Below are 20,353 nucleotides of genomic sequence, written 5' to 3' on the forward strand. Positions count from 1 at the left end.
TACTGATCTATTGACTTCGAAACTTGAAGGCATAGTCTCGGCAACGTTCCTTTTACCTTCAGGTACCTTCAGGTGGACCTCGAAGGGCAGATCCCCTCCGGCAGCGTTGCCGGTGGCCCGAGGAGTACACGTGACCAGCACAGCGCAGGCACCCAAGTCAGGAGCCAGGACGGCTCACCCCGATCATCTCGGGCACGTCGTCTTCATCGCGGCGGCGGCCGCGATGGGCGGTTTCCTCTTCGGCTACGACAGTTCCGTGATCAACGGCGCCGTCGAAGCCATCCGTGACCGCTACGACGTCGGCTCCGCGGCCCTCGCCCAGGTCATCGCCATCGCCCTCATCGGCTGCGCCATCGGTGCCGCCACCGCCGGCCGCATAGCCGACCGCATCGGCCGCATCCGGTGCATGCAGATCGCCGCGGTCCTCTTCACCGTCAGCGCCGTCGGCTCCGCGCTCCCCTTCGCGCTGTGGGACCTCGCCTTCTGGCGCGTCGTCGGCGGCTTCGCCATCGGCATGGCCTCCGTGATCGGCCCGGCCTACATCGCCGAGGTCGCCCCGCCCGCCTACCGCGGCCGGCTCGGCTCCTTCCAGCAGGCCGCGATCGTCATCGGCATCGCCGTGTCGCAGCTGGTCAACTGGGGTCTGCTGAACGCCGCCGACGGTGACCAGCGCGGCAAGCTGATGGGCCTGGAGGCCTGGCAGGTCATGCTCGGCGTCATGGTCGTCCCGGCCATCCTCTACGGGCTGCTCTCCTTCGCCATCCCCGAGTCCCCGCGCTTCCTCATCTCCGTCGGCAAGCACGAGCGCGCCCGGGAGATCCTCACCGAGGTCGAGGGCAAGGACGTCGACCTGGACGCTCGCGTCGCCGAGATCGAAGGCGCCATGAAGAGCGAGCACAAGTCGAGCTTCAAGGACCTGCTCGGCGGCAGCTTCTTCTTCAAGCCGATCGTCTGGATCGGTATCGGCCTGTCGGTCTTCCAGCAGTTCGTCGGCATCAACGTCGCGTTCTACTACTCCTCGACGCTGTGGCAGTCGGTCGGCGTGGACCCGACGGACTCGTTCTTCTACTCCTTCACCACGTCGATCATCAACATCCTCGGCACCGTCATCGCGATGATCTTCGTCGACCGCATCGGACGCAGGCCGCTCGCGATCATCGGCTCGGTCGGCATGGTCGTCGGCCTCGCCCTGGAGGCCTGGGCGTTCTCGTACCACCTGGTCGACGGCAAGCTGCCGGCCGCACAGGGCTGGATCGCCCTGATCGCCGCGCACGTCTTCGTCCTCTTCTTCGCCCTGTCCTGGGGTGTGGTCGTCTGGGTCATGCTCGGCGAGATGTTCCCCAACCGGATCCGCGCCGCCGCGCTGGGCGTGGCCGCCGCCGCGCAGTGGATCGCCAACTGGGCCATCACCGCGAGCTTCCCGTCGCTGGCCGACTGGAACCTCTCCGCCACGTACGTGATCTACACCGCGTTCGCCGCGCTCTCGATCCCGTTCGTCCTGAAGTTCGTCAAGGAGACGAAGGGCAAGGCCCTGGAGGAGATGGGCTAGGCCCGTCCCACGACTCGGGGAGGAGGGGCCAAAGTCCCCGCTGCCCCTCTCCCCGTAACCCGCCGCCGCCCCGGTTCGGCCACTGCCCGAGCCGGGGCGGCGGTCTGTCGTCTCACCAGATCAGGACGCCGCCCTCGATCACCCGGGTGTCGAGCGCGGCCACCTCCAGGTTCCGCAGCCGCCGCGCCAGCCCCGCCCGGTGCTCCGCGAGTCCGCGCGGTCGCCGCGTGCTCTCGGCGATCGCGTCGAGGTGATCGCGCAGCAGCGCCACCTCGCGCAGGAACTCCGCCACGTCCTCGGCCTCGACCTCCAGGTCGCCGTCGGCCAGGACCGGCAGGAACCGGGCCCCCGTCGCGCGCACCGACGGCGATCCCCACACCGTCCGGCGCCAGGACTCGAACCCGGCCGAGTCGTCGCGCCCCTCGGGGACGTCGAGTATCCGCCGCTGTCCGTCCGGCTCACGCAGGAACACGTCGACCGACAAGCTCATGGCGTCAGTGGATCACCGAGGAGGCGCGGCGGGCCACCGTTCATCCGGCAGGGTCAGCCGTCCAGGCCCGGCAGCACCCGCTCGCAGAACAGCTGCAGGCTCCGCCACCCCTCCTCCACCGGCATCCCGCCCGACAGCGGATGCAGGACATAGGAGTCCAGCCCCAGCGCCACGCACGCCTCCGGGGTGAGGATCCGGTACACGCCCTCAGCGCGGAGGTCCTCGACCGTCGTCGCGCCCGACTTCACCGCCGAGCGCACTCCGCCCGACTGCCAGGAGGCGTACGTCCGCGCCTCGTGCAGGAAGTGCCGCCCGTACTGCGCCCAGGCCCGGTCGGGGTCCTCGGCCACGTGCAGCAAGGGCGTCTCGGCGGCGGGCATCATCGCCCAGCCTTCGGTGCCGTACTCGACGAGCCGCTCCTTGTAGTACGCCTCCAGCTCCGGCAGGTGCGCGCTGGGGAAGAAGGGCAGCCCGAGCCGGGCGGCCCGGCGGGCGGCGGCCTTCGAGGAGCCGCCGACCAGGAGCAGCGGGTGCGGGTCGGTGAACGGGCGCGGGGTGACGCGTACCGTGCGGCCCCGGTAGGAGAAGGGCTCGCCGGTCCACGCCTTCAGCAGGGTCTCCAGCAGCTCGTCCTGGAGCCGCCCGCGCCGGGCGAAGTCCACGCCGAACAGGTCGTACTCCTCGGGCCGGTACCCGATCCCGGCGACCGTCACCAGCCGGCCGCCGCTCAGCAGGTCCAGCACGGCGATCTCCTCGGCGAGCCGCAGCGGGTCGTGCAGCGGACCGATGATCGCCGAGACCGTGACCGTGATACGCCGGGTCGCGCCGAAGACCGCCCCGGCGAAGGCGAACGGCGACGGCAGCCAGTTGTTCTCCGCCCCGTGGTGCTCCTCCGTCTGGACCGTGGTGACGCCCCGGTCGTCGGCGTACGCGGCCATCTCCAGGGCCGCCCGGTACCGGGCGCCGAGCTCGGCGGGGGAGGCCCCGGGAGCGACGAGGTTGAAGCGTGCGACCGTGACGGGCATGGCGGCGTCTCCCTCCACCGGGCGGGTGTCCGGGGGACGTTAGCTGACGATGCGTCAGACGGCCAGGGGTGTGGAGATCCGGCGCCCCGCGCCCCCGCGGGGCGGTGCGAGCGGGGTGCTCCGGGGGCCCATGACTGATACTGGACCCGTTATGGACATCGTCATCCTTGCTGTAGTCATCGCCGTGGTCGTGCTCGGCGCGCTCGGCGGGCTCATCGTCGGCAGCCGGCGCAAGAAGCAGCTGCCGCCGCCCCCGCCCGCGGCGCCCGACATCACCGCCCCACCGGCCGAGCCGCACGTCGGCGACGAGGCCGAGACGCCGCGGGAGGAACCGCGGCGCACGATAGAGGAGGTGGATCTCCCGGACGGCTCGGCTCCGGTCGTAGTCGAGGAGCCGCCCGCCGAAGCCCCCGAGATCGAGATCCCGGAACCCACCGCCGGCCGTCTGGTCCGGCTGCGGACCCGGCTCTCCCGCTCGCAGAACGCCCTCGGCAAGGGGCTGCTCACCCTGCTGTCGCGCGAGCACCTCGACGAGGACACCTGGGAGGAGATCGAGGACACGCTGCTCACGGCCGACGTCGGCGTGCAGCCCACCCAGGAACTGGTCGAGCGGCTGCGCGAGCGTGTGAAGGTGCTCGGCACCCGCACCCCCGAGGAGCTGCGCACCCTGCTGCGCGAGGAGCTCGTCACCCTGGTCGGCCGCGACATGGACCGCGTGGTCAAGACCGAGCCGGAGGACCGCAAGCCGGGCATCGTCATGGTCGTCGGCGTCAACGGCACCGGCAAGACCACCACCACCGGCAAGCTCGCCCGCGTCCTGGTCGCCGACGGCCAGAGCGTGGTCCTCGGCGCCGCCGACACCTTCCGGGCCGCCGCCGCCGACCAGCTCCAGACCTGGGGCGAGCGGGTCGGCGCCCACACCGTGCGCGGACCGGAGGGCGGCGACCCCGCCTCCGTCGCGTTCGACGCGGTCAAGGAGGGCAAGGAGATGGGTGCGAACGTCGTGCTCATCGACACCGCCGGCCGTCTGCACACCAAGACCGGCCTCATGGACGAGCTCGGCAAGGTCAAGCGGGTCGTGGAGAAGCAGGCCCCGGTCGACGAGGTGCTGCTCGTCCTGGACGCCACCACCGGCCAGAACGGCCTGGTCCAGGCCCGGGTCTTCTCCGAGGTCGTCGACATCACCGGCATCGTGCTGACCAAGCTGGACGGCACGGCCAAGGGCGGCATCGTGGTCGCGGTCCAGCGCGAGCTGGGCGTTCCGGTCAAGCTCGTCGGGCTCGGCGAGGGTGCGGACGACCTGGCGCCGTTCGAGCCGGAGGCGTTCGTTGACGCCCTTATCGGGGAGTGAGCTCGGCACCAGCCGCGGCACGACCTGCGAAGAACCGTCCCTGCGCGAGAAGCGCCCGCCCCCGAGGTGCAGTCGGGGCCGGGCGCTTCGCTCTGTGTCCTTGCCGTGCCTACGCTCGTGACCGGTGCGCCACGTAGGCCAGCGTGCCCAGCACCAGGCGGGCCTCCGGCGGCCGGGAGGCCGAGTCCAGGGCGGGGGAGCGCAGCCAGCGGACCGGGCCGAGGCCACCGCGATCGGAGGGCGGTGCCGTGATGTGCGTGCCGGGGCCGAGGCCGCGCAGGTCGAGGGAGTCAGGGTCGTCCCAGCCCATGCGGTAGAGCAGGCCGGGCAGGTCGGCGGCGGCGCCGGGGGCGACGAAGAAGTGGGCCCGGCCGTCCGGGGTCGCCGCGACCGGGCCGACGGGCAGGCCCATCCGCTCCAGCCGGGCCAGCGCGCGGCAGCCGGCGGGCTCGGCCACCTCGATGACGTCGAACGCCCGGCCTACCGGGAGCATCATCGAGGCGCCGGGGAACTCGCCCCACGTTTCGGTCACGTCGTCCAGCGTCGCCCCGGCGGCGAGCACCGGCGCGAAGTCCAGCGGGTGCGCGCCCGGCTCCGGGCAGTCGTCGCGGCCGCAGGAGCAGGCGCCCGCCGAGGCCCGGGCACCCGGCGCCACGTCCCAGCCCCACAGGCCGGTGTACTCGGCCACGGCCGTACCGTCCGACGTGCGGCCGCGGCGGCGTGAGCCGGTCCGGATGTCGCGCATGCCCCGGCTGATGCCGATCGTGAAGCCCATGCCCCCTCCAACGGGTCCGCCGCACCGGTGGTTACGCTGCGATCGCTATGCGTGACTCTCTGTTTCCGCCTTCCCGGGCGCCGGTCGGTTCATTCAGCGCCCGGACGTGCCCACGGTTGCGTGCCCGACGACGCGCGCCCCCGAGTGCATCACTGCACCCGCTCGTGGTTGTGCTGCGTCAAGTCAATCGCGCGTAGCCGTACGTGAGTTCATTCGAAGGGGTGGCGAATGGTGGCGTTTCCGTATGAGCCGTGGCTGGACGGGTGATCGTAGGATTACTTTGTGTGCACGAGTCCTGGGGGCACATGCGCTCGTGGGTATGCCGGAGGCAAGTCGTCATTCCGTTCGAAGGGTGACAAGGGCCGGACGGACGGCCGTACGAACCGGCATGCTGATAGGGCTTGGCGCACTCGGCGACAAGTGGTCTCAGGGATGGGGGCGTTCCAGTGAGCGGCAACGGCGGAAGCGGAACGAACGCTGCGAGCGCGACGCACGCTGACAAGCGCCCGAACGAGCTGCTCACCTCCTGGTTCGTGCGCAGCGGCTGGTCCAAGGGCGAGCTCGCCCGCCAGGTCAACCGCAGGGCACGCCAGTTGGGCGCCAACCACATCTCCACGGACACCTCCCGCGTGCGCCGCTGGCTCGACGGCGAGAACCCCCGCGAGCCGATCCCCAGGATCCTGTCCGAGCTGTTCTCGGAGCGCTTCGGCGTCGTCGTCTCCATCGAGGACCTGGGGTTGCGGACCGCCCGCCAGTCACCCTCCGCGACCGGCGTCGACCTGCCCTGGACGGGCCCGCAGACCGTGGCCCTGCTCAGCGAGTTCTCGCGCAGCGACCTGATGCTGGCGCGGCGCGGCTTCCTCGGGAGCTCGCTGGTCCTGTCCGCGGGCCCGGCCCTCATCGAGCCCATGCAGCGCTGGCTCGTCCCCTCGCCTCCCGCCCCGCGCACCGAGCCCGAGCCCGCGGGCGGCTCCGGTCGCGCCCGCGGCCGGCTCTCCCGGCCCGAGCTGGACCTCCTGGAGTCCACGACGGTGATGTTCCGCCAGTGGGACGCCCAGTGCGGCGGCGGCCTGCGCCGCAAGGCGGTCGTCGGCCAGCTGCACGAGGTGACCGACCTCCTCCAGGAGCCCCAGCCGGAGTCCACCACCCGCCGCCTGTTCAAGGTCGCCGCCGAACTCGCCGAGCTGGCGGGCTGGATGTCGTACGACATCGGGCTCCAGCCGACCGCGCAGAAGTACTTCGTCCTCGCGCTGCACGCCGCCAAGGAGGCCGGTGACCGGCCCCTCGGCTCGTACGTGCTGTCCAGCATGAGCCGCCAGATGATCCACCTCGGCCGGCCCGACGACGCGCTGGAGCTGATCCACCTCGCGCAGTACGGCAGCCGGGACTGCGCGAGCCCGCGCACCCAGTCGATGCTGTATGCGATGGAGGCCCGCGCCTACGCCAACATGGGGCAGCCCGGCAAGTGCAAGCGGGCGGTCCGGATGGCCGAGGACACCTTCGCCGAGGCCGACGAGTGGGACGAGCCGGACCCGGACTGGATCCGCTTCTTCTCGGAGGCCGAGCTGTACGGCGAGAACTCCCACTCCTACCGCGACCTGGCCTACGTCGCCGGCCGCAGCCCCACGTACGCCTCGCTGGCCGAGCCCCTGATGAACCGGGCCGTGAAGCTCTTCGCCGAGGACGACGAGCACCAGCGGTCGTACGCGCTGAACCTGATCGGCATGGCCACGGTGCACCTCCTGCAGCGCGAGCCCGAGCGGAGCACGGTCTTCGCGACCGAGGCCATGCAGGTCGCCAAGAAGGTCCGCTCCGAGCGCGTCAACACCCGGATCCGCAAGACGGTCGACACCGCCGCCCGCGACTTCGGCGACCTCGGTGAGGTCGTCGACCTCACCGAGCGGCTCGCCGCCGAACTGCCCGAGACCGCCGAGGCGGTCTGAGAAGCCGTACGACCCCCAGAACCCCGGCCGCGGCCGGCCCTCCCGAACTGCCCGACTCGGCTCCCCCATGCCAGGTCATCGGAAGGCCGACCGCGGCCGGTCTGTGTGCCCACGGCTGCCTGAAGCCGAAGGTTGCGCCACGATAACGATCGGCTCGCCCGCAATCCGGCAGTTCATCGACGCGTAACACAGAACGGGCCTTCGTCACGGCCGCGAAACAACGAGGGGCTTCGACCGAAACCGCGCTGCGCCAATCTCGTGGCGCATAACCGGCCCACCCCTCAATCCGCTCGAGGCTTCGCCCGCACGGGGCCGTACCAATGACGAGGAGACGCCGATGGCACCAGCCATCACCCTTGCCGCAGAGGCGCCCAAGCTCTCTGCCGCGAACACAGGGTTCATGCTCATCTGTTCCGCCCTGGTGATGCTCATGACCCCGGGTCTGGCCTTCTTCTACGGAGGCATGGTCCGCGTCAAGAGCACCCTGAACATGCTGATGATGAGTTTCATCAGCCTCGGGATCGTCACCATCCTGTGGGTGCTGTACGGGTTCTCCATGGCGTTCGGCACCGACTCCGGCAGCCTCATCGGCTGGAACTCCGACTGGGTCGGTCTCGGCAACATCGGCCTGACGGAGCTGTGGCCCGGATACACCATTCCGGTGTTCGTGTTCCTGGTCTTCCAGCTGATGTTCGCGATCATCACCCCTGCCCTGATCAGCGGCGCCCTCGCGGACCGCGTGAAGTTCAGCGCGTGGGCGCTGTTCATCGCCCTGTGGGCCACGGTCGTCTACTTCCCGGTCGCGCACTGGGTCTGGGGCACCGGCGGCTGGGCCTTCGAACTGGGTGTCATCGACTTCGCCGGTGGTACGGCGGTGCACATCAACGCCGGTGCCGCCGCGCTCGGCGTGATCCTCGTCATCGGCAAGCGCGTCGGCTTCAAGAAGGACCCGATGCGCCCGCACAGCCTGCCGCTGGTCATGCTCGGCGCCGGTCTGCTGTGGTTCGGCTGGTTCGGCTTCAACGCCGGCTCCTGGCTCGGCAACGACGACGGCGTCGGCGCGCTGATGTTCGTCAACACGCAGGTCGCCACCGCCGCCGCCATGCTCGCCTGGCTCATCTACGAGAAGATCCGCCACGGCGCGTTCACCACGCTGGGCGCAGCCTCCGGCGCGGTCGCGGGCCTGGTCGCCATCACCCCGGCCGGTGGCGCGGTCACCCCGCTCGGCGCGATCGCCGTCGGCGCCATCGCCGGTGTGCTGTGCGCCATGGCCGTCGGCCTGAAGTACAAGTTCGGCTACGACGACTCCCTGGACGTCGTCGGCGTCCACCTGGTCGGCGGTGTCCTCGGCTCCCTGCTGATCGGCCTCTTCGCCAGCGGCAAGGGCCAGTCCACCGTCGAGGGCCTCTTCTACGGCGGCGGCCTGACCCAGTTCTGGAAGCAGTGCGCCGGTGTCTTCGCGGTGCTCGCCTACTCCCTGATCGCCTCCGCGATCCTCGCCTTCATCCTCGACAAGACCATGGGCATGCGGGTCCCCGAGGACGACGAGGTCGCCGGCATCGACCAGGCCGAGCACGCCGAGACCGCATACGACTTCAGCGGCGCCGGTGGCGGTGCCGCCAAGACCGCCGCCACGGCCCCGGTCGCCGCGGCCGCGAGCAAGAAGGTGGACGCATGAAGCTCATCACCGCCGTCGTGAAGCCGCACCGGCTCGACGAGATCAAGGAGGCCCTGCAGGCCTTCGGAGTGCACGGCCTGACGGTCACCGAGGCCAGCGGCTACGGTCGTCAGCGGGGCCACACCGAGGTCTACCGCGGTGCCGAGTACACCGTCGACCTGGTCCCCAAGATCCGCATCGAGGTCCTGGTCGAGGACGACGACGCCGAGCAGCTGATCGACGTGGTGGTCAAGGCGGCCCGCACCGGCAAGATCGGTGACGGCAAGGTCTGGTCCATCCCGGTCGACACGGCCGTACGGGTCAGGACCGGCGAGCGCGGCCCCGACGCGCTCTGAAGGACCTTGAGGCAGGCAAACAGAACGGGAGTCGCCGGGTGACGGGTACGGACGTGCAGAAGGAAGCAGAGGACTCGGGACCCAGCGGCTACGCGGCGGCCCGGCTGCGTCTCCTCACCGAGGAGACGCGGCCAGGGCCGCCGCGCCGTGCGGCCCTGGCCCAACTGACCGACGACTGGCTGACCGGCCTGTTCGCGGCGGGCGCCGAGGGGCTGCGCGGGGCGTCACTGGTCGCCGTCGGCGGCTACGGACGGGGTGAGCTGTCCCCGCGCAGCGACCTCGACCTGCTTCTGCTGCACGACGGCGGTGACACCAAGGCGGTCGCCGCCCTCGCCGACCGGCTCTGGTACCCCGTCTGGGACCTGGGCCTGGACCTCGACCACTCCGTCCGCACCCCCGCCGAGGCCCGCAAGACCGCCGGCGAGGACCTCAAGGTGCAGCTGGGCCTCCTGGACGCCCGGCACATCGCCGGTGACCTCGGTCTCACCACCTCGCTGCGCACCGCCATCCTGGCGGACTGGCGCAACCAGGCGCCCAAGCGCCTCCCCGAACTCCAGGAACTGTGCGCCGAGCGCGCCGAGCGCCAGGGTGAGCTGCAATTCCTGCTGGAGCCCGACCTGAAGGAGGCCCGTGGCGGGCTGCGGGACGCCACCGCGTTGCGGGCCGTCGCCGCCTCCTGGCTCGCCGACGCCCCGCGCGAGGGCCTCGCCGACGCCCGGCGCCGGCTCCTCGACGTCCGGGACGCCCTGCACCTGGCCACCGGCCGGGCCACCGACCGGCTCGCGCTCCAGGAACAGGACCAGGTGGCCGCCGGGCTCGGCCTGCTCGACGCGGACACGCTGCTGCGGCAGGTGTACGAGGCCGCGCGGGTCATCTCGTATGCGAGCGATGTCACCTGGCGCGAAGTGGGGCGTGTCCTGCGATCGCGCGCCGTGCGGCCCCGGCTGCGCGCCATGCTGGGCGGCGGGAAGCCGAGCGCCGAGCGTTCCCCGCTGGCCGAAGGCGTGGTGGAGCAGGACGGCGAGGTGGTGCTCGCCCGCGCCGCGCGCCCCGAGCGCGACCCCGTGCTGCCGCTGCGTGCAGCGGCCGCCGCCGCACAGGCCGGCCTCCCGCTCTCCCTGCACGCCGTACGGCGTCTGGCGGCCACCGTGCGCCCGCTGCCCACGCCCTGGCCCGCCGAGGCCCGCGAACAGCTCGTCACCCTGCTCGGCTCCGGCCGCCCCACCATCGAGGTGTGGGAGGCCCTGGAGGCCGAGGGGCTGATCACCCGGCTGCTGCCCGACTGGGAGCGGGTCCGCTGCCGCCCGCAGCGCAACGCCGTGCACCTGTGGACCGTCGACCGGCACCTGATCGAGACCGCGGTGTGCGCCTCCGAGTTCACCCGCCGGGTCAGCCGCCCCGACCTGCTGCTGGTCGCCGCGCTGCTGCACGACATCGGCAAGGGCTGGCCCGGCGACCACTCCGTGGCCGGCGAGATCATCGCCAGGGACGTGGCCACCCGAATCGGCTTCGACCGCCACGACGTGACCGTCATCGCCACCCTCGTACGGCACCACCTCACGCTCATCGACACCGCCACCCGCCGTGACCTGGAGGACCCGGCCACCGTGCGCTCCGTCGCCGAGGCCGTCGGCTCCCAGGGCACCCTGGAGCTGCTGCACGCGCTCACCGAGGCCGACGCCCTCGCGACCGGCCCGGCCGCCTGGTCGTCCTGGCGCGGCTCGCTCGTCGCCGACCTGGTCAAACGCGTCTCGGCGGTGCTCGCCGGAGACGCCCCGGACGACCCGGAGGAGGCCGCGCCGACCGCCGAGCAGGAGCGGCTCGCCCTGGAGGCGGCCGCCACGGGCAGTCCCGTGCTCGCCCTGCGGGCCCAGACCGAGCCGCCCGCCGGGCAGGAGCCGTCCGGCGACCCCGAGCCGCTCGGCGTGGAGCTGCTCATCGCCGTCCCCGACCAGCCCGGGGTGCTGCCCGCGGTGGCCGGTGTCCTCGCCATGCACCGGCTGACCGTACGCACGGCCGAGCTGCGCTCCGTGTACCTCCCGGACGGTGTCGACGGGTCCGTGCTGCTGCTGGACTGGCGGGTCGCCGCCGAGTACGGCTCCCTGCCGCAGGCCGCCCGGCTGCGCGCGGACCTCGTCCGGGCCCTGGACGGCTCCCTGGACATCGCGGGCCGCCTCGCCGAACGGGACGCGGCCTATCCGCGCCGCCGGGGCGTGGTCGCCCCCGCCGCCCGGGTGTCCGTCCACCCGGCCGCCTCCCGGCTGGCCACGGTCATCGAGGTCCGCTCGCAGGACGCGCCGGGCCTGCTGTTCCGCATCGGCCGCGCCCTGGAGGACGCGAGCGTGCAGGTGCGCAGCGCCCACGTCTCGACGCTCGGCGCCAACGCCGTCGACGCCTTCTACGTGACCGGCCCGGAGGGCGCCCCGCTGCCCGGGGACGAGGCGGCGTCGGTGGCGCGGAAGCTGGAGGAGACATTGCGGGGGTGAGGCCGACCCGGCGACTTGTCACGCCGGGATACCCTGGAGGGCGATTCCCTGTAGCCACCGACCCCGAGGACCGCGAGCGCCGTGTTCGATACTCTTTCCGATCGCCTCTCAGCGACCTTCAAGAACCTGCGCGGCAAGGGACGGCTCTCCGAGGCGGACATCGACGCCACGGCGCGCGAGATCCGGATCGCGCTCCTCGAGGCGGACGTGGCGCTTCCCGTCGTCCGGACGTTCATCAAGAACGTCAAGGAGCGTGCCCTCGGAGCCGAGGTCAGCAAGGCGCTGAACCCCGCCCAGCAGGTCCTCAAGATCGTCAACGAGGAACTGGTCACCATCCTCGGCGGCGAGACCCGGCGTCTGCGCTTCGCCAAGCAGCCCCCCACCGTGATCATGCTGGCGGGTCTGCAGGGTGCCGGTAAGACCACCCTCGCGGGCAAGCTCGGCCGCTGGCTCAAGGAGCAGGGCCACTCGCCGCTGCTGGTCGCCTGTGACCTCCAGCGCCCCAACGCCGTGAACCAGCTCAGCGTCGTCGCCGAGCGCGCCGGTGTCGCGGTCTACGCCCCCGAGCCGGGCAACGGCGTCGGTGACCCGGTCAAGGTCGCCGAGGACTCGATCGAGCACGCCAAGTCGAAGGTCCACGACATCGTGATCGTGGACACCGCCGGCCGCCTCGGCATCGACCAGGAGATGATGCAGCAGGCCGCGGACATCCGCGACGCCGTCTCCCCGGACGAGATCCTGTTCGTCGTCGACGCGATGATCGGCCAGGACGCCGTCAACACCGCCGAGGCCTTCCGTGACGGCGTGGGCTTCGACGGCGTGGTGCTCTCCAAGCTCGACGGTGACGCCCGCGGTGGTGCGGCCCTGTCGATCCGGCAGATCACCGGCAAGCCGATCATGTTCGCGTCGAACGGCGAGAAGCTCGACGACTTCGACGCCTTCCACCCTGACCGGATGGCCTCCCGCATCCTCGACATGGGTGACCTGCTCACCCTGATCGAGCAGGCGGAGAAGACGTTCAGCCAGGAAGAGGCCGAGAAGATGGCCTCCAAGCTGGCGTCCAAGAAGGGCCAGGACTTCACCCTGGACGACTTCCTGGCCCAGATGGAGCAGGTCCGCAAGATGGGCTCCATCTCCAAGCTGCTCGGCATGCTGCCGGGTATGGGCCAGATGAAGGACCAGATCAACAACCTCGACGAGCGGGACGTCGACCGCACGGCCGCCATCATCAAGTCGATGACCCCGGCCGAGCGCCAGGAGCCGACGATCATCAACGGCTCGCGCCGGGCCCGTATCGCCAAGGGCTCCGGCGTCGAGGTCAGCGCGGTGAAGAACCTGGTCGAGCGGTTCTTCGAGGCCCGCAAGATGATGTCCCGGATGGCCCAGGGCGGCGGCATGCCCGGGATGCCGGGGATGCCCGGCATGGGCGGCGGCCCCGGCCGGACGAAGAAGAAGCAGAAGCAGGCCAAGGGCAAGCAGCGCTCCGGCAACCCGATGAAGCGCAAGCAGCAGGAGCAGGAGGAGGCCGCCCGCCGGGCCGCCGCGGCCGAGGGCGGCGGCGCCTTCGGGCTGCCGCAGCAGGGCGGCAAGGACTTCGAACTCCCCGACGAGTTCAAGAAGTTCATGGGCTGACGTCCCGCCCGAACCGCACTGAGGGCGCCCCCTTGTTCAGAAGGGGGGCGCCCTCAGTGATGTGCCGGCGGCGGCTCGCCGGTCAGCCGTTCGGGAACTTCCAGATGTACGGCTCGCCGTCCTCCTCGGACCAGTGGACCTCGACGCTCTTGGCGTTCGCCGGGATCACGTACGTCTCGCAGAAGACATGGCTCTCGCCCTGCTTCCAGCTGTCGACGTCGTACGGGTCCTCGCAGCCCGCCGCGTCCTCGGACGCGCCGATGAGGACGGTGCCGCGCTGTCCGTCGGCGAAGACGGCGGTGCCGTCGTGCACGTCGGAACCGTCGGTGAGGGCGGGCCCGCTCTTGTGCGTGTACTTCAGGTGCGCGACGGCCAGCACCTTGCCCTTGACCTTGCCGGGCTCCGAGACGGCCTTCGCCGCCTCCGCCTCGGTACCCACGTCGACCTTCTGTGCCAGGACCTCGTAGGTGACCTCGCCCGGGTCCTCCGCGACCTTGCCCGTCGCGCTCTCACCGGCCCCCATCTCGCCGCCGGAGGTGGGCTCCGGCGACGGCGAGGCCTTGGCCTGGGCGGTGCCCGTGCTCTTCGCGTCGGCTGTGTCGTCGCCGCCTCCGCAGCCGGTGAGCGTCAGAGCGAGGACGGCGACGGGCGCGACGAGGCGCAGCGCGGTCTGGTGGTGCGGCACAGCAGCTCCTGTATGCAGATGTGTAGGTCCCCCGAGCGGTGGATCACATTAAGCGTTCATGATCCACTTGGGGAAACCAGAAGCAGCCCATGGTGCTTTCTTCACACCATTCACACCTGCATCGGAAGCCCGTTCGTCAATGCGTTGTCAGCGCGTTCGTCAGGGAGTCCGGGCGATCAGGTACCGGAACACGTTCGGCATCCACACCGTGCCGTCCTGGCGCCGGTGCGGATGCAGGGCCTCGGTCAGCTCCTTGTCCACCTGCACCTGGTCCGTCGCCGTCATGGCCGCGTCGAACAGGCCCGTCGACTTCAGGCCGCGCACCGCGCTGTCCACGTCGGCGTAACCGAAGGGGCACGCCACCCGCCCGGAACCGTCCGGCCTGAGACCGGCTCGCTGGGCGACGTCCTCCAGGTCGTCGCGGCAGGCCGGACGCCAGCTGCCCGAGGTGCGCAGCGGCTCCGCCAGCTTCGTGGCCACCCGCATCACGGACGCCGTGGCGCAGCGCTCCGGCGGACCCCAGCCGGCCAGCACCACGGCCGCACCGCGCTGGGTGAGCGGCGTCGCCTCCGCGAGCAGACCGCCCAGCCCCTCCGAGTCGCCCGCCAGGCACCCGATCGGCTCGAAGGCGGTCACCAGGGTGTAGCCGGGAGCGCCCGGCACCGCGGTGTCCCGGGGCGAGCCGTCGACCAGCCGGGCCTCCGGGCCCGTCCGCGTACCCGGCGTCCCGGGCAGCAGCCGCTCCCGCGCCAGGGTCATTCTTTCGGGGGAAGCGTCGACACCGGTGACCGCCGCTCCCCGGGCGGCGGCCATCAGCAGGGAGAGTCCGGAACCGCAGCCGAGGCCGAGCAGCCGCGTGGCCGGACCCACTTCCAGTCGCTCGTAGACGGCCTCGTAGAGCGGTACGAGCATCCGCTCCTGGATCTCGGACCAGTCACGCGCGCGTGCACGCAGGTCCACGCGGGGTGCGGCCCCCGCGTGAGGCAGGTGCTGCCGCACGAGCGTAGGTGTCATAAGTAAGCGCCCCAATCCGCCGAGAGTTGCCTCTTGCCCGATTCCATGGCCCCCGTGACAGTGCGCTCGCACTACCCCCGTATGCCAGGAAACTCCCCCCTCGACCTGTCGTCCAGTGGAATGGGGCAGGGCTTATGAGTTGTCATGTGCCTATGGCGAGATTTCACATTCCGGCAACCTGGGCCCGTACCATCCCGCCATGGCCAAGGCACCCGTTCTCACCTCCCGGGCGGACGATTTCCCGCGCTGGTACCAGGACTTGATCACCAAGGCGGAGCTCGCCGACAACGGTCCGGTGCGCGGCACCATGGTCATCCGGCCGTACGGGTACGGGCTGTGGGAGCGGATGCAGGCGGAGATGGACGCCCGCATCAAGGAGACGGGCACCCAGAACGCGTACTTCCCGCTGCTGATCCCCGAGTCGTACCTCGCCCGGGAGGCCGACCACGTCGAGGGCTTCGCGCCCGAGCTGGCCGTGGTCACCCACGGCGGCGGCAAGGAACTCGAAGAGCCCGCCGTGGTCCGCCCCACCTCCGAGATGATCATCAACGAGTACTTCTCGAAGTGGGTGCAGAGCTACCGCGACCTGCCACTGCTCATCAACCAGTGGGCGAATGTCGTGCGCTGGGAGCTGCGGCCCCGCCTGTTCCTGCGGACGTCCGAGTTCCTCTGGCAGGAGGGCCACACCGCGCACGCCGGCTACGAGGAGGCGCGCGACTTCGCCGCGCACATCCACCGGCAGGTGTACGAGGACTTCATGCTGAACGTCCTCGCGATGGACGTCGTCCCCGGCCGCAAGACCGTCAGGGAACGGTTCGCCGGTGCGATCAACACCCTCACCCTCGAAGGCATGATGGGCGACGGCAAGGCCCTGCAGATGGCCACGAGCCACGAGCTGGGCCAGAACTTCGCGAAGGCCTTCAACACCCGGTACCTGTCCAGGGACGGCCGGCAGGAGCTGGTCTGGCAGACGTCCTGGGGTTCCACCACCCGCATGATCGGCGCCCTGGTGATGATGCACGGCGACGACAACGGCCTGCGCGTCCCGCCGCGGCTGGCGCAGATCCAGGCCGTCGTGCTGGCGATCAAGGGTGACGAAGCGGTTCTGGCCAAAGTCCGCGAGCTCGGCGCCCGGCTCAAGGCGGCCGGCGTCCGCGTCCACGTCGACGACCGCACCGACACCCCCTTCGGCCGCCGCGCCGTCGACTGGGAGCTCAAGGGCGTACCGGTCCGCATCGAGATCGGCCCGCGTGACCTGGAGAGCGGCACCGCGATGCTGGCCCGCCGCATCCCGGGCGGCAAGGAGCCGGTGGCGCTGGAGGACCTGGCCGGGCTGCTCCCCGAGATCCTCGAAGAGGACCAGGCGCTGCTGCTCCGGCAGTCCCGCGAGCGCCGCGAGTCCCGTACGACCGAGGTCTCGACCCCGGCGGAGGCCGTCGAGGCCGCCACGGCGGGGGGCTGGGCGCGCATCCCGTGGGCCGTGCTCGGCGAGGCGGGCGAGGCCGAACTGGCCGAGCACGCGGTGACCGTACGGTGTCTGGTCGCCGAGGACGGGTCGGTGCCGGACGCCGACGACGCGCCCGGTAACGTCGCGGTCGTCGCGCGCGCTTACTGAGCAGGGCCCCAGGCGGCCGAAACGCCTCTTGCGTACCCGCGGACCTCTGCTACATCGGCGCGCGCGGTTTGCGTACGCGCCGGCGCGTACGCGGGACTACGCACCACCTTGTGGTGAGCTGCGAGGCTTATCCACAGATCAGCGCACCCGCCCTCGTCGGGACGCATCAGAGGCAACTGACGGGTACGTGCAAATTATTTGGGATGGCCCGGAATCGGAACACTGAGGCACCCCGGCTCGTTGTCATTACGTGAGCACGACACAGACACCACCTGTTCTCGCCGCAGAGCTGGCACAGGCGTGGGCCGACATTCAGCGGTACCACCCCGAGCTGCCCGACCTTGCCGCGCCAGAGTCCCTGATCGGGGAGTCGTCGTCCGCGTGCGGTCACGAGCTCTCCTTCGAGCGACTGCTCCATGAGGCAGTCCATGGCATCGCCGCCTCCCGCGGCGTCCGCGACACCTCCCGTGCCGGCCGCTACCACAACCGCAGATTCCTCGCGATCGCCGAGGAGCTGGGCCTGGACCACCCCGAGGAACCGCATCCCAGCAGCGGCTTCTCCCTGGTCACGCTCACCCCCGAGGCGAAACGCCGCTACCGCCCGACGATGGAGCGCCTCCAGCGCGCCCTGAAGGCGCACACCGCGGCGACCTCCTCCGACACCTCCCGCACCTTCCGGGGCCCGGCCGCCCGGCACGGCTCCTCCGGCGGCGGCGTCCGCGTCAAGGCGGTCTGCGACTGCGGCCGCAACGTCCGGGTCGTCCCGTCGGTCCTGGCCCAGGCCCCGATCGTCTGCGGCGGCTGCGGCAAGCCGTTCCGGATCCCGGACGTCGTGGGAGCGGTAGCGAGCTGACGCCCTCCACCGGCATCTCGTGGCTGCCGGTCGTCGGCGCGGGGCTCGGACCGTGTCGCGCACCCGACGTGCCCCCCTTCCACGCCGGGTGCGCCGTCGGCATGCCCGCACACCGGCGCAGGCCCCCGGCCCGGAGCGCCCCCCGGGGTGTGGCACAATGGCTAGCTGTACTCGACAGCCGCACAGGAACCCTCTCGCCTCCGGCTGACGCGTCCATCGGGCACTCGGGTACCGCAACCCCACGCGGCATTTCCGCCGTGCCCAACCACGTCAAAACCAGGAGAACCCACTCCCGTGGCAGTCAAGATCAAGCTGAAGCGTCTGGGCAAGATCCGTTCGCCTCACTACCGCATCGTCGTTGCCGACTCCCGTACCCGCCGTGACGGCCGGGCCATCGAGGAGATCGGCAAGTACCACCCGACGTACAACCCGTCGGTGATCGAGGTCGACGCCGAGCGTGTGGCGTACTGGCTCGGTGTCGGCGCCCAGCCGACCGAGCCCGTGATGGCCATCCTCAAGAAGACCGGCGACTGGCAGAAGTTCAAGGGCGAGCCCGCCCCGGCTCCGCTGCTGACGCAGCCGGAGAAGGCCGCGCGCCCGTCGTTCGAGGCCATCGGTGGCGAGGACGAGGGCAAGGGTGAGGCGATCACCCAGAAGAAGAAGGCTGAGAAGAAGGACGAGGCCGCCGCTGAGTCCGCTTCGACCGAGGCCTGAGCATGCTCGAGGAGGCTCTCGAGCACCTCGTGAAGGGCATCGTCGACAACCCTGACGATGTGCAGGTCGCCTCGCGCAACCTGCGCCGCGGTCGCGTGCTCGAGGTCCGGGTCCACCCGGACGACCTCGGCAAGGTGATCGGCCGCAACGGCCGCACCGCACGCGCCCTGCGTACCGTCGTGGGCGCCATCGGCGGTCGCGGCGTCCGCGTCGACCTCGTCGACGTGGACCACGTCCGCTGACGCTTAACGCGTAACCGGCTCGGGCCGGGGAGGGCCTGAGGGCCGTCCCCGGCCCGCAGTCGTATGACAGGAGATTGGACACGTGCAGCTGGTAGTCGCACGGATCGGCCGTGCCCATGGCATCAAGGGTGAGGTCACCGTCGAGGTACGGACCGACGAGCCGGAGCTGAGGCTCGGCCCCGGCGCCGTACTCACCACCGATCCCGCCTCCGCGGGACCGCTCACCATCGAGACGGGCCGCGTCCACAGCGGCCGCCTCCTGCTGCGCTTCGAGGGCGTCAGCGACCGCAGCGGCGCCGAGGCCCTGCGCAACACCCTCCTGATCGCCGAGGTCGACCCGGAGGAACTGCCCGAGGGCGAGGACGAGTACTACGACCACCAGCTCATCGACCTCGACGTGGTCACCGCGGACGGCACCGAGGTCGGGCGGATCACCGAGATCTCGCACCTGCCCACCCAGGACCTGTTCATCGTGGAGCGCCCCGACGGCAGCGAGGTGATGATCCCCTTCGTCGAGGAGATCGTCAGGGAGATCGACCTGGAGGAGCAGAAGGCCGTCATCACCCCGCCGCCGGGACTGATCGACGACCGCGCGGAGATCGCCTCCAGCCGGGACGAGTCGTAATGCGCCTCGACGTCGTCACGATCTTCCCCGAGTACCTGGAACCCCTGAACGTCTCCCTCGTCGGCAAGGCACGCGCGCGTGGACAGCTCGACGTGCACGTCCACGACCTGCGTACCTGGACCTACGACCGGCACAACACCGTCGACGACACCCCGTACGGCGGCGGGCCCGGCATGGTCATGAAGACCGGGCCGTGGGGGGACGCACTGGACTCCGTCCTGGCCGACGGCTACGAGACGGGCTCCCGGGCGCCCGCCCTCATCGTGCCCACGCCCAGCGGCCGCCCCTTCACCCAGGAACTCGCGGTCCAGCTCTCCGAGCGCCCCTGGCTGATCTTCACGCCGGCCCGCTACGAGGGCATCGACCGCCGCGTCGTCGACGAGTACGCGACACGGATGCCGGTGTACGAGGTGTCCATCGGCGACTACGTCCTGGCCGGTGGCGAGGCGGCCGTCCTCGTCGTCACGGAGGCCGTGGCGCGGCTGCTGCCCGGGGTCCTGGGCAACGCCGAGTCCCACCGCGACGACTCCTTCGCGCCCGGCGCGATGGCGAGCCTGCTGGAGGGGCCCGTCTACACCAAGCCGCCCGAGTGGCGCGGCCGGGACATCCCCGACGTGCTGCTCAGCGGTCACCACGGGAAGATCGCCCGCTGGCGCCGCGACGAGGCCCTCAAGCGCACCACCGCCCACCGGCCCGACCTCATCGAGCGCTGCGACCCCAAGGCCTTCGACAAGAAGGACCGCGAGATGCTCTCCATCCTCGGCTGGGCACCCGACCCGGCGGGAGAGCCGTACGGCCGATTTTGGCGCAGGGCCGACGGCGTGGAAGAATAGCCAGCTGTTGTGCGTCCGTCCGGCGTGCGCCCCTGCCACAGGGGGAGACGACGTCCGCCCCGACCCGCACACACCTGATCCCGAAAACCTAGTTTCCGTTGATGACCTGTGGCATCAGCGAGGAAAGCAGACTCATGTCTCACCTGCTCGACACCGTCGACTCCGCGTCGCTGCGCAGCGACGTCCCCGCCTTCCGCCCGGGCGACACCGTCAACGTCCACGTCCGCGTCATCGAGGGCAACCGCTCCCGTGTGCAGCAGTTCAAGGGCGTTGTGATCCGCCGCCAGGGCTCCGGCGTGCGCGAGACCTTCACGGTCCGCAAGGTCTCCTTCTCCGTCGGCGTCGAGCGCACCTTCCCGGTGCACACCCCGATCGTGGAGAAGATCGAGCTCGTCACCAAGGGTGACGTCCGTCGCGCCAAGCTGTACTACCTGCGCGAGCTGCGCGGCAAGGCCGCGAAGATCAAGGAGAAGCGCGAGAGCTGAGCGCTCTCCGGGGTTCACACCGG

19 protein-coding genes are annotated in these 20,353 nt (G+C 71.0%); 14 read left to right on the plus strand and 5 right to left on the minus strand.

Annotated features, from left to right (window positions below):
- Window positions 1-130 precede the first annotated feature (130 nt).
- Complete coding sequence (locus HNR57_RS29685; RefSeq protein WP_184564744.1) at window positions 131-1,549, plus strand: sugar porter family MFS transporter; 1,419 nt, start codon at window positions 131-133, stop codon at window positions 1,547-1,549.
- A gap of 112 nt (window positions 1,550-1,661) precedes the next feature.
- Here the strand turns inward: HNR57_RS29685 and HNR57_RS29690 are convergent, their stop codons facing one another.
- Both HNR57_RS29690 and HNR57_RS29695 read right to left on the minus strand, forming a co-directional pair.
- Entirely contained in the window at window positions 1,662-2,039 is a 378-nt protein-coding gene (locus HNR57_RS29690) for a hypothetical protein (protein ID WP_184564746.1), read from the minus strand.
- A gap of 53 nt (window positions 2,040-2,092) precedes the next feature.
- The gene (locus tag HNR57_RS29695; RefSeq protein ID WP_184564748.1) at window positions 2,093-3,064 is read right to left on the minus strand and encodes an LLM class flavin-dependent oxidoreductase; all 972 of its coding nucleotides are present in this window, start codon (window positions 3,062-3,064) and stop codon (window positions 2,093-2,095) included.
- Window positions 3,065-3,215: 151 nt separating this feature from the next.
- On the opposite strand from HNR57_RS29695, the gene ftsY reads away from it, so the two are divergent.
- Complete coding sequence (gene ftsY / locus HNR57_RS29700) at window positions 3,216-4,415, plus strand: signal recognition particle-docking protein FtsY (RefSeq protein ID WP_184564750.1); 1,200 nt, start codon at window positions 3,216-3,218, stop codon at window positions 4,413-4,415.
- A gap of 109 nt (window positions 4,416-4,524) precedes the next feature.
- Here the strand turns inward: ftsY and HNR57_RS29705 are convergent, their stop codons facing one another.
- Window positions 4,525-5,190 carry a bifunctional DNA primase/polymerase gene (locus tag HNR57_RS29705; RefSeq protein WP_184564752.1) on the minus strand — a complete coding sequence of 222 codons (666 nt, stop codon included), beginning with the start codon at window positions 5,188-5,190 and terminating at the stop codon, window positions 4,525-4,527.
- Window positions 5,191-5,636: 446 nt separating this feature from the next.
- Between HNR57_RS29705 and nsdA the strand changes: the two genes are divergently transcribed.
- The 5 genes from nsdA (at window position 5,637) to ffh (ending at window position 13,264) form a co-directional block, all read left to right on the plus strand.
- A complete protein-coding gene (gene nsdA / locus HNR57_RS29710) occupies window positions 5,637-7,133 on the plus strand; it encodes a transcriptional repressor NsdA (RefSeq protein WP_184564754.1) in 1,497 nt (498 codons plus the stop codon).
- A 337-nt stretch (window positions 7,134-7,470) separates the two neighbouring features.
- Window positions 7,471-8,811 (plus strand): ammonium transporter, encoded by a 1,341-nt coding sequence (locus tag HNR57_RS29715; RefSeq protein ID WP_184564756.1) that lies wholly within the window; start codon window positions 7,471-7,473, stop codon window positions 8,809-8,811.
- Window positions 8,808-9,146, plus strand: a complete 339-nt coding sequence (locus HNR57_RS29720) for a P-II family nitrogen regulator (protein ID WP_003993253.1) — start codon at window positions 8,808-8,810, stop codon at window positions 9,144-9,146. Before HNR57_RS29715 ends, HNR57_RS29720 begins: the two co-directional genes overlap by 4 nt.
- 38 nt (window positions 9,147-9,184) lie before the next feature.
- The gene (locus tag HNR57_RS29725; RefSeq protein ID WP_184564758.1) at window positions 9,185-11,632 is read left to right on the plus strand and encodes a [protein-PII] uridylyltransferase; all 2,448 of its coding nucleotides are present in this window, start codon (window positions 9,185-9,187) and stop codon (window positions 11,630-11,632) included.
- An 81-nt stretch (window positions 11,633-11,713) separates the two neighbouring features.
- Window positions 11,714-13,264, plus strand: a complete 1,551-nt coding sequence (gene ffh / locus HNR57_RS29730) for a signal recognition particle protein (protein ID WP_184564760.1) — start codon at window positions 11,714-11,716, stop codon at window positions 13,262-13,264.
- Between the two features lie 82 nt (window positions 13,265-13,346).
- Here the strand turns inward: ffh and HNR57_RS29735 are convergent, their stop codons facing one another.
- Window positions 13,347-13,949 (minus strand): hypothetical protein, encoded by a 603-nt coding sequence (locus HNR57_RS29735; RefSeq protein WP_184564762.1) that lies wholly within the window; start codon window positions 13,947-13,949, stop codon window positions 13,347-13,349.
- 159 nt (window positions 13,950-14,108) lie between these two features.
- Complete coding sequence (locus tag HNR57_RS29740; protein ID WP_184564764.1) at window positions 14,109-14,963, minus strand: class I SAM-dependent methyltransferase; 855 nt, start codon at window positions 14,961-14,963, stop codon at window positions 14,109-14,111.
- Between the two features lie 199 nt (window positions 14,964-15,162).
- Here HNR57_RS29740 and proS point away from each other — a divergent pair, with 199 nt between their 5' ends.
- The 7 genes from proS (at window position 15,163) to rplS (ending at window position 20,330) form a co-directional block, all read left to right on the plus strand.
- Window positions 15,163-16,578, plus strand: coding sequence for a proline--tRNA ligase (gene proS / locus HNR57_RS29745; RefSeq protein ID WP_184564766.1), 1,416 nt, complete (start codon window positions 15,163-15,165; stop codon window positions 16,576-16,578).
- A 250-nt stretch (window positions 16,579-16,828) separates the two neighbouring features.
- The gene (locus HNR57_RS29750) at window positions 16,829-17,431 is read left to right on the plus strand and encodes a hypothetical protein (RefSeq protein ID WP_031107038.1); all 603 of its coding nucleotides are present in this window, start codon (window positions 16,829-16,831) and stop codon (window positions 17,429-17,431) included.
- Between the two features lie 294 nt (window positions 17,432-17,725).
- Window positions 17,726-18,145 (plus strand): 30S ribosomal protein S16, encoded by a 420-nt coding sequence (gene rpsP / locus HNR57_RS29755; protein ID WP_033313156.1) that lies wholly within the window; start codon window positions 17,726-17,728, stop codon window positions 18,143-18,145.
- Between the two features lie 2 nt (window positions 18,146-18,147).
- Window positions 18,148-18,387, plus strand: coding sequence for an RNA-binding protein (locus HNR57_RS29760; RefSeq protein ID WP_003973401.1), 240 nt, complete (start codon window positions 18,148-18,150; stop codon window positions 18,385-18,387).
- A gap of 82 nt (window positions 18,388-18,469) precedes the next feature.
- Window positions 18,470-19,012, plus strand: coding sequence for a ribosome maturation factor RimM (gene rimM, locus HNR57_RS29765; protein WP_184564768.1), 543 nt, complete (start codon window positions 18,470-18,472; stop codon window positions 19,010-19,012).
- Window positions 19,012-19,845 (plus strand): tRNA (guanosine(37)-N1)-methyltransferase TrmD, encoded by an 834-nt coding sequence (trmD, locus tag HNR57_RS29770; protein WP_184564770.1) that lies wholly within the window; start codon window positions 19,012-19,014, stop codon window positions 19,843-19,845. Before rimM ends, trmD begins: the two co-directional genes overlap by 1 nt.
- Before the next feature lie 134 nt (window positions 19,846-19,979).
- Window positions 19,980-20,330, plus strand: coding sequence for a 50S ribosomal protein L19 (gene rplS, locus HNR57_RS29775; RefSeq protein ID WP_003993262.1), 351 nt, complete (start codon window positions 19,980-19,982; stop codon window positions 20,328-20,330).
- Window positions 20,331-20,353 lie beyond the last annotated feature (23 nt).

This window comes from Streptomyces paradoxus, assembly GCF_014202475.1.
Taxonomy (GTDB): domain Bacteria; phylum Actinomycetota; class Actinomycetes; order Streptomycetales; family Streptomycetaceae; genus Streptomyces; species Streptomyces paradoxus.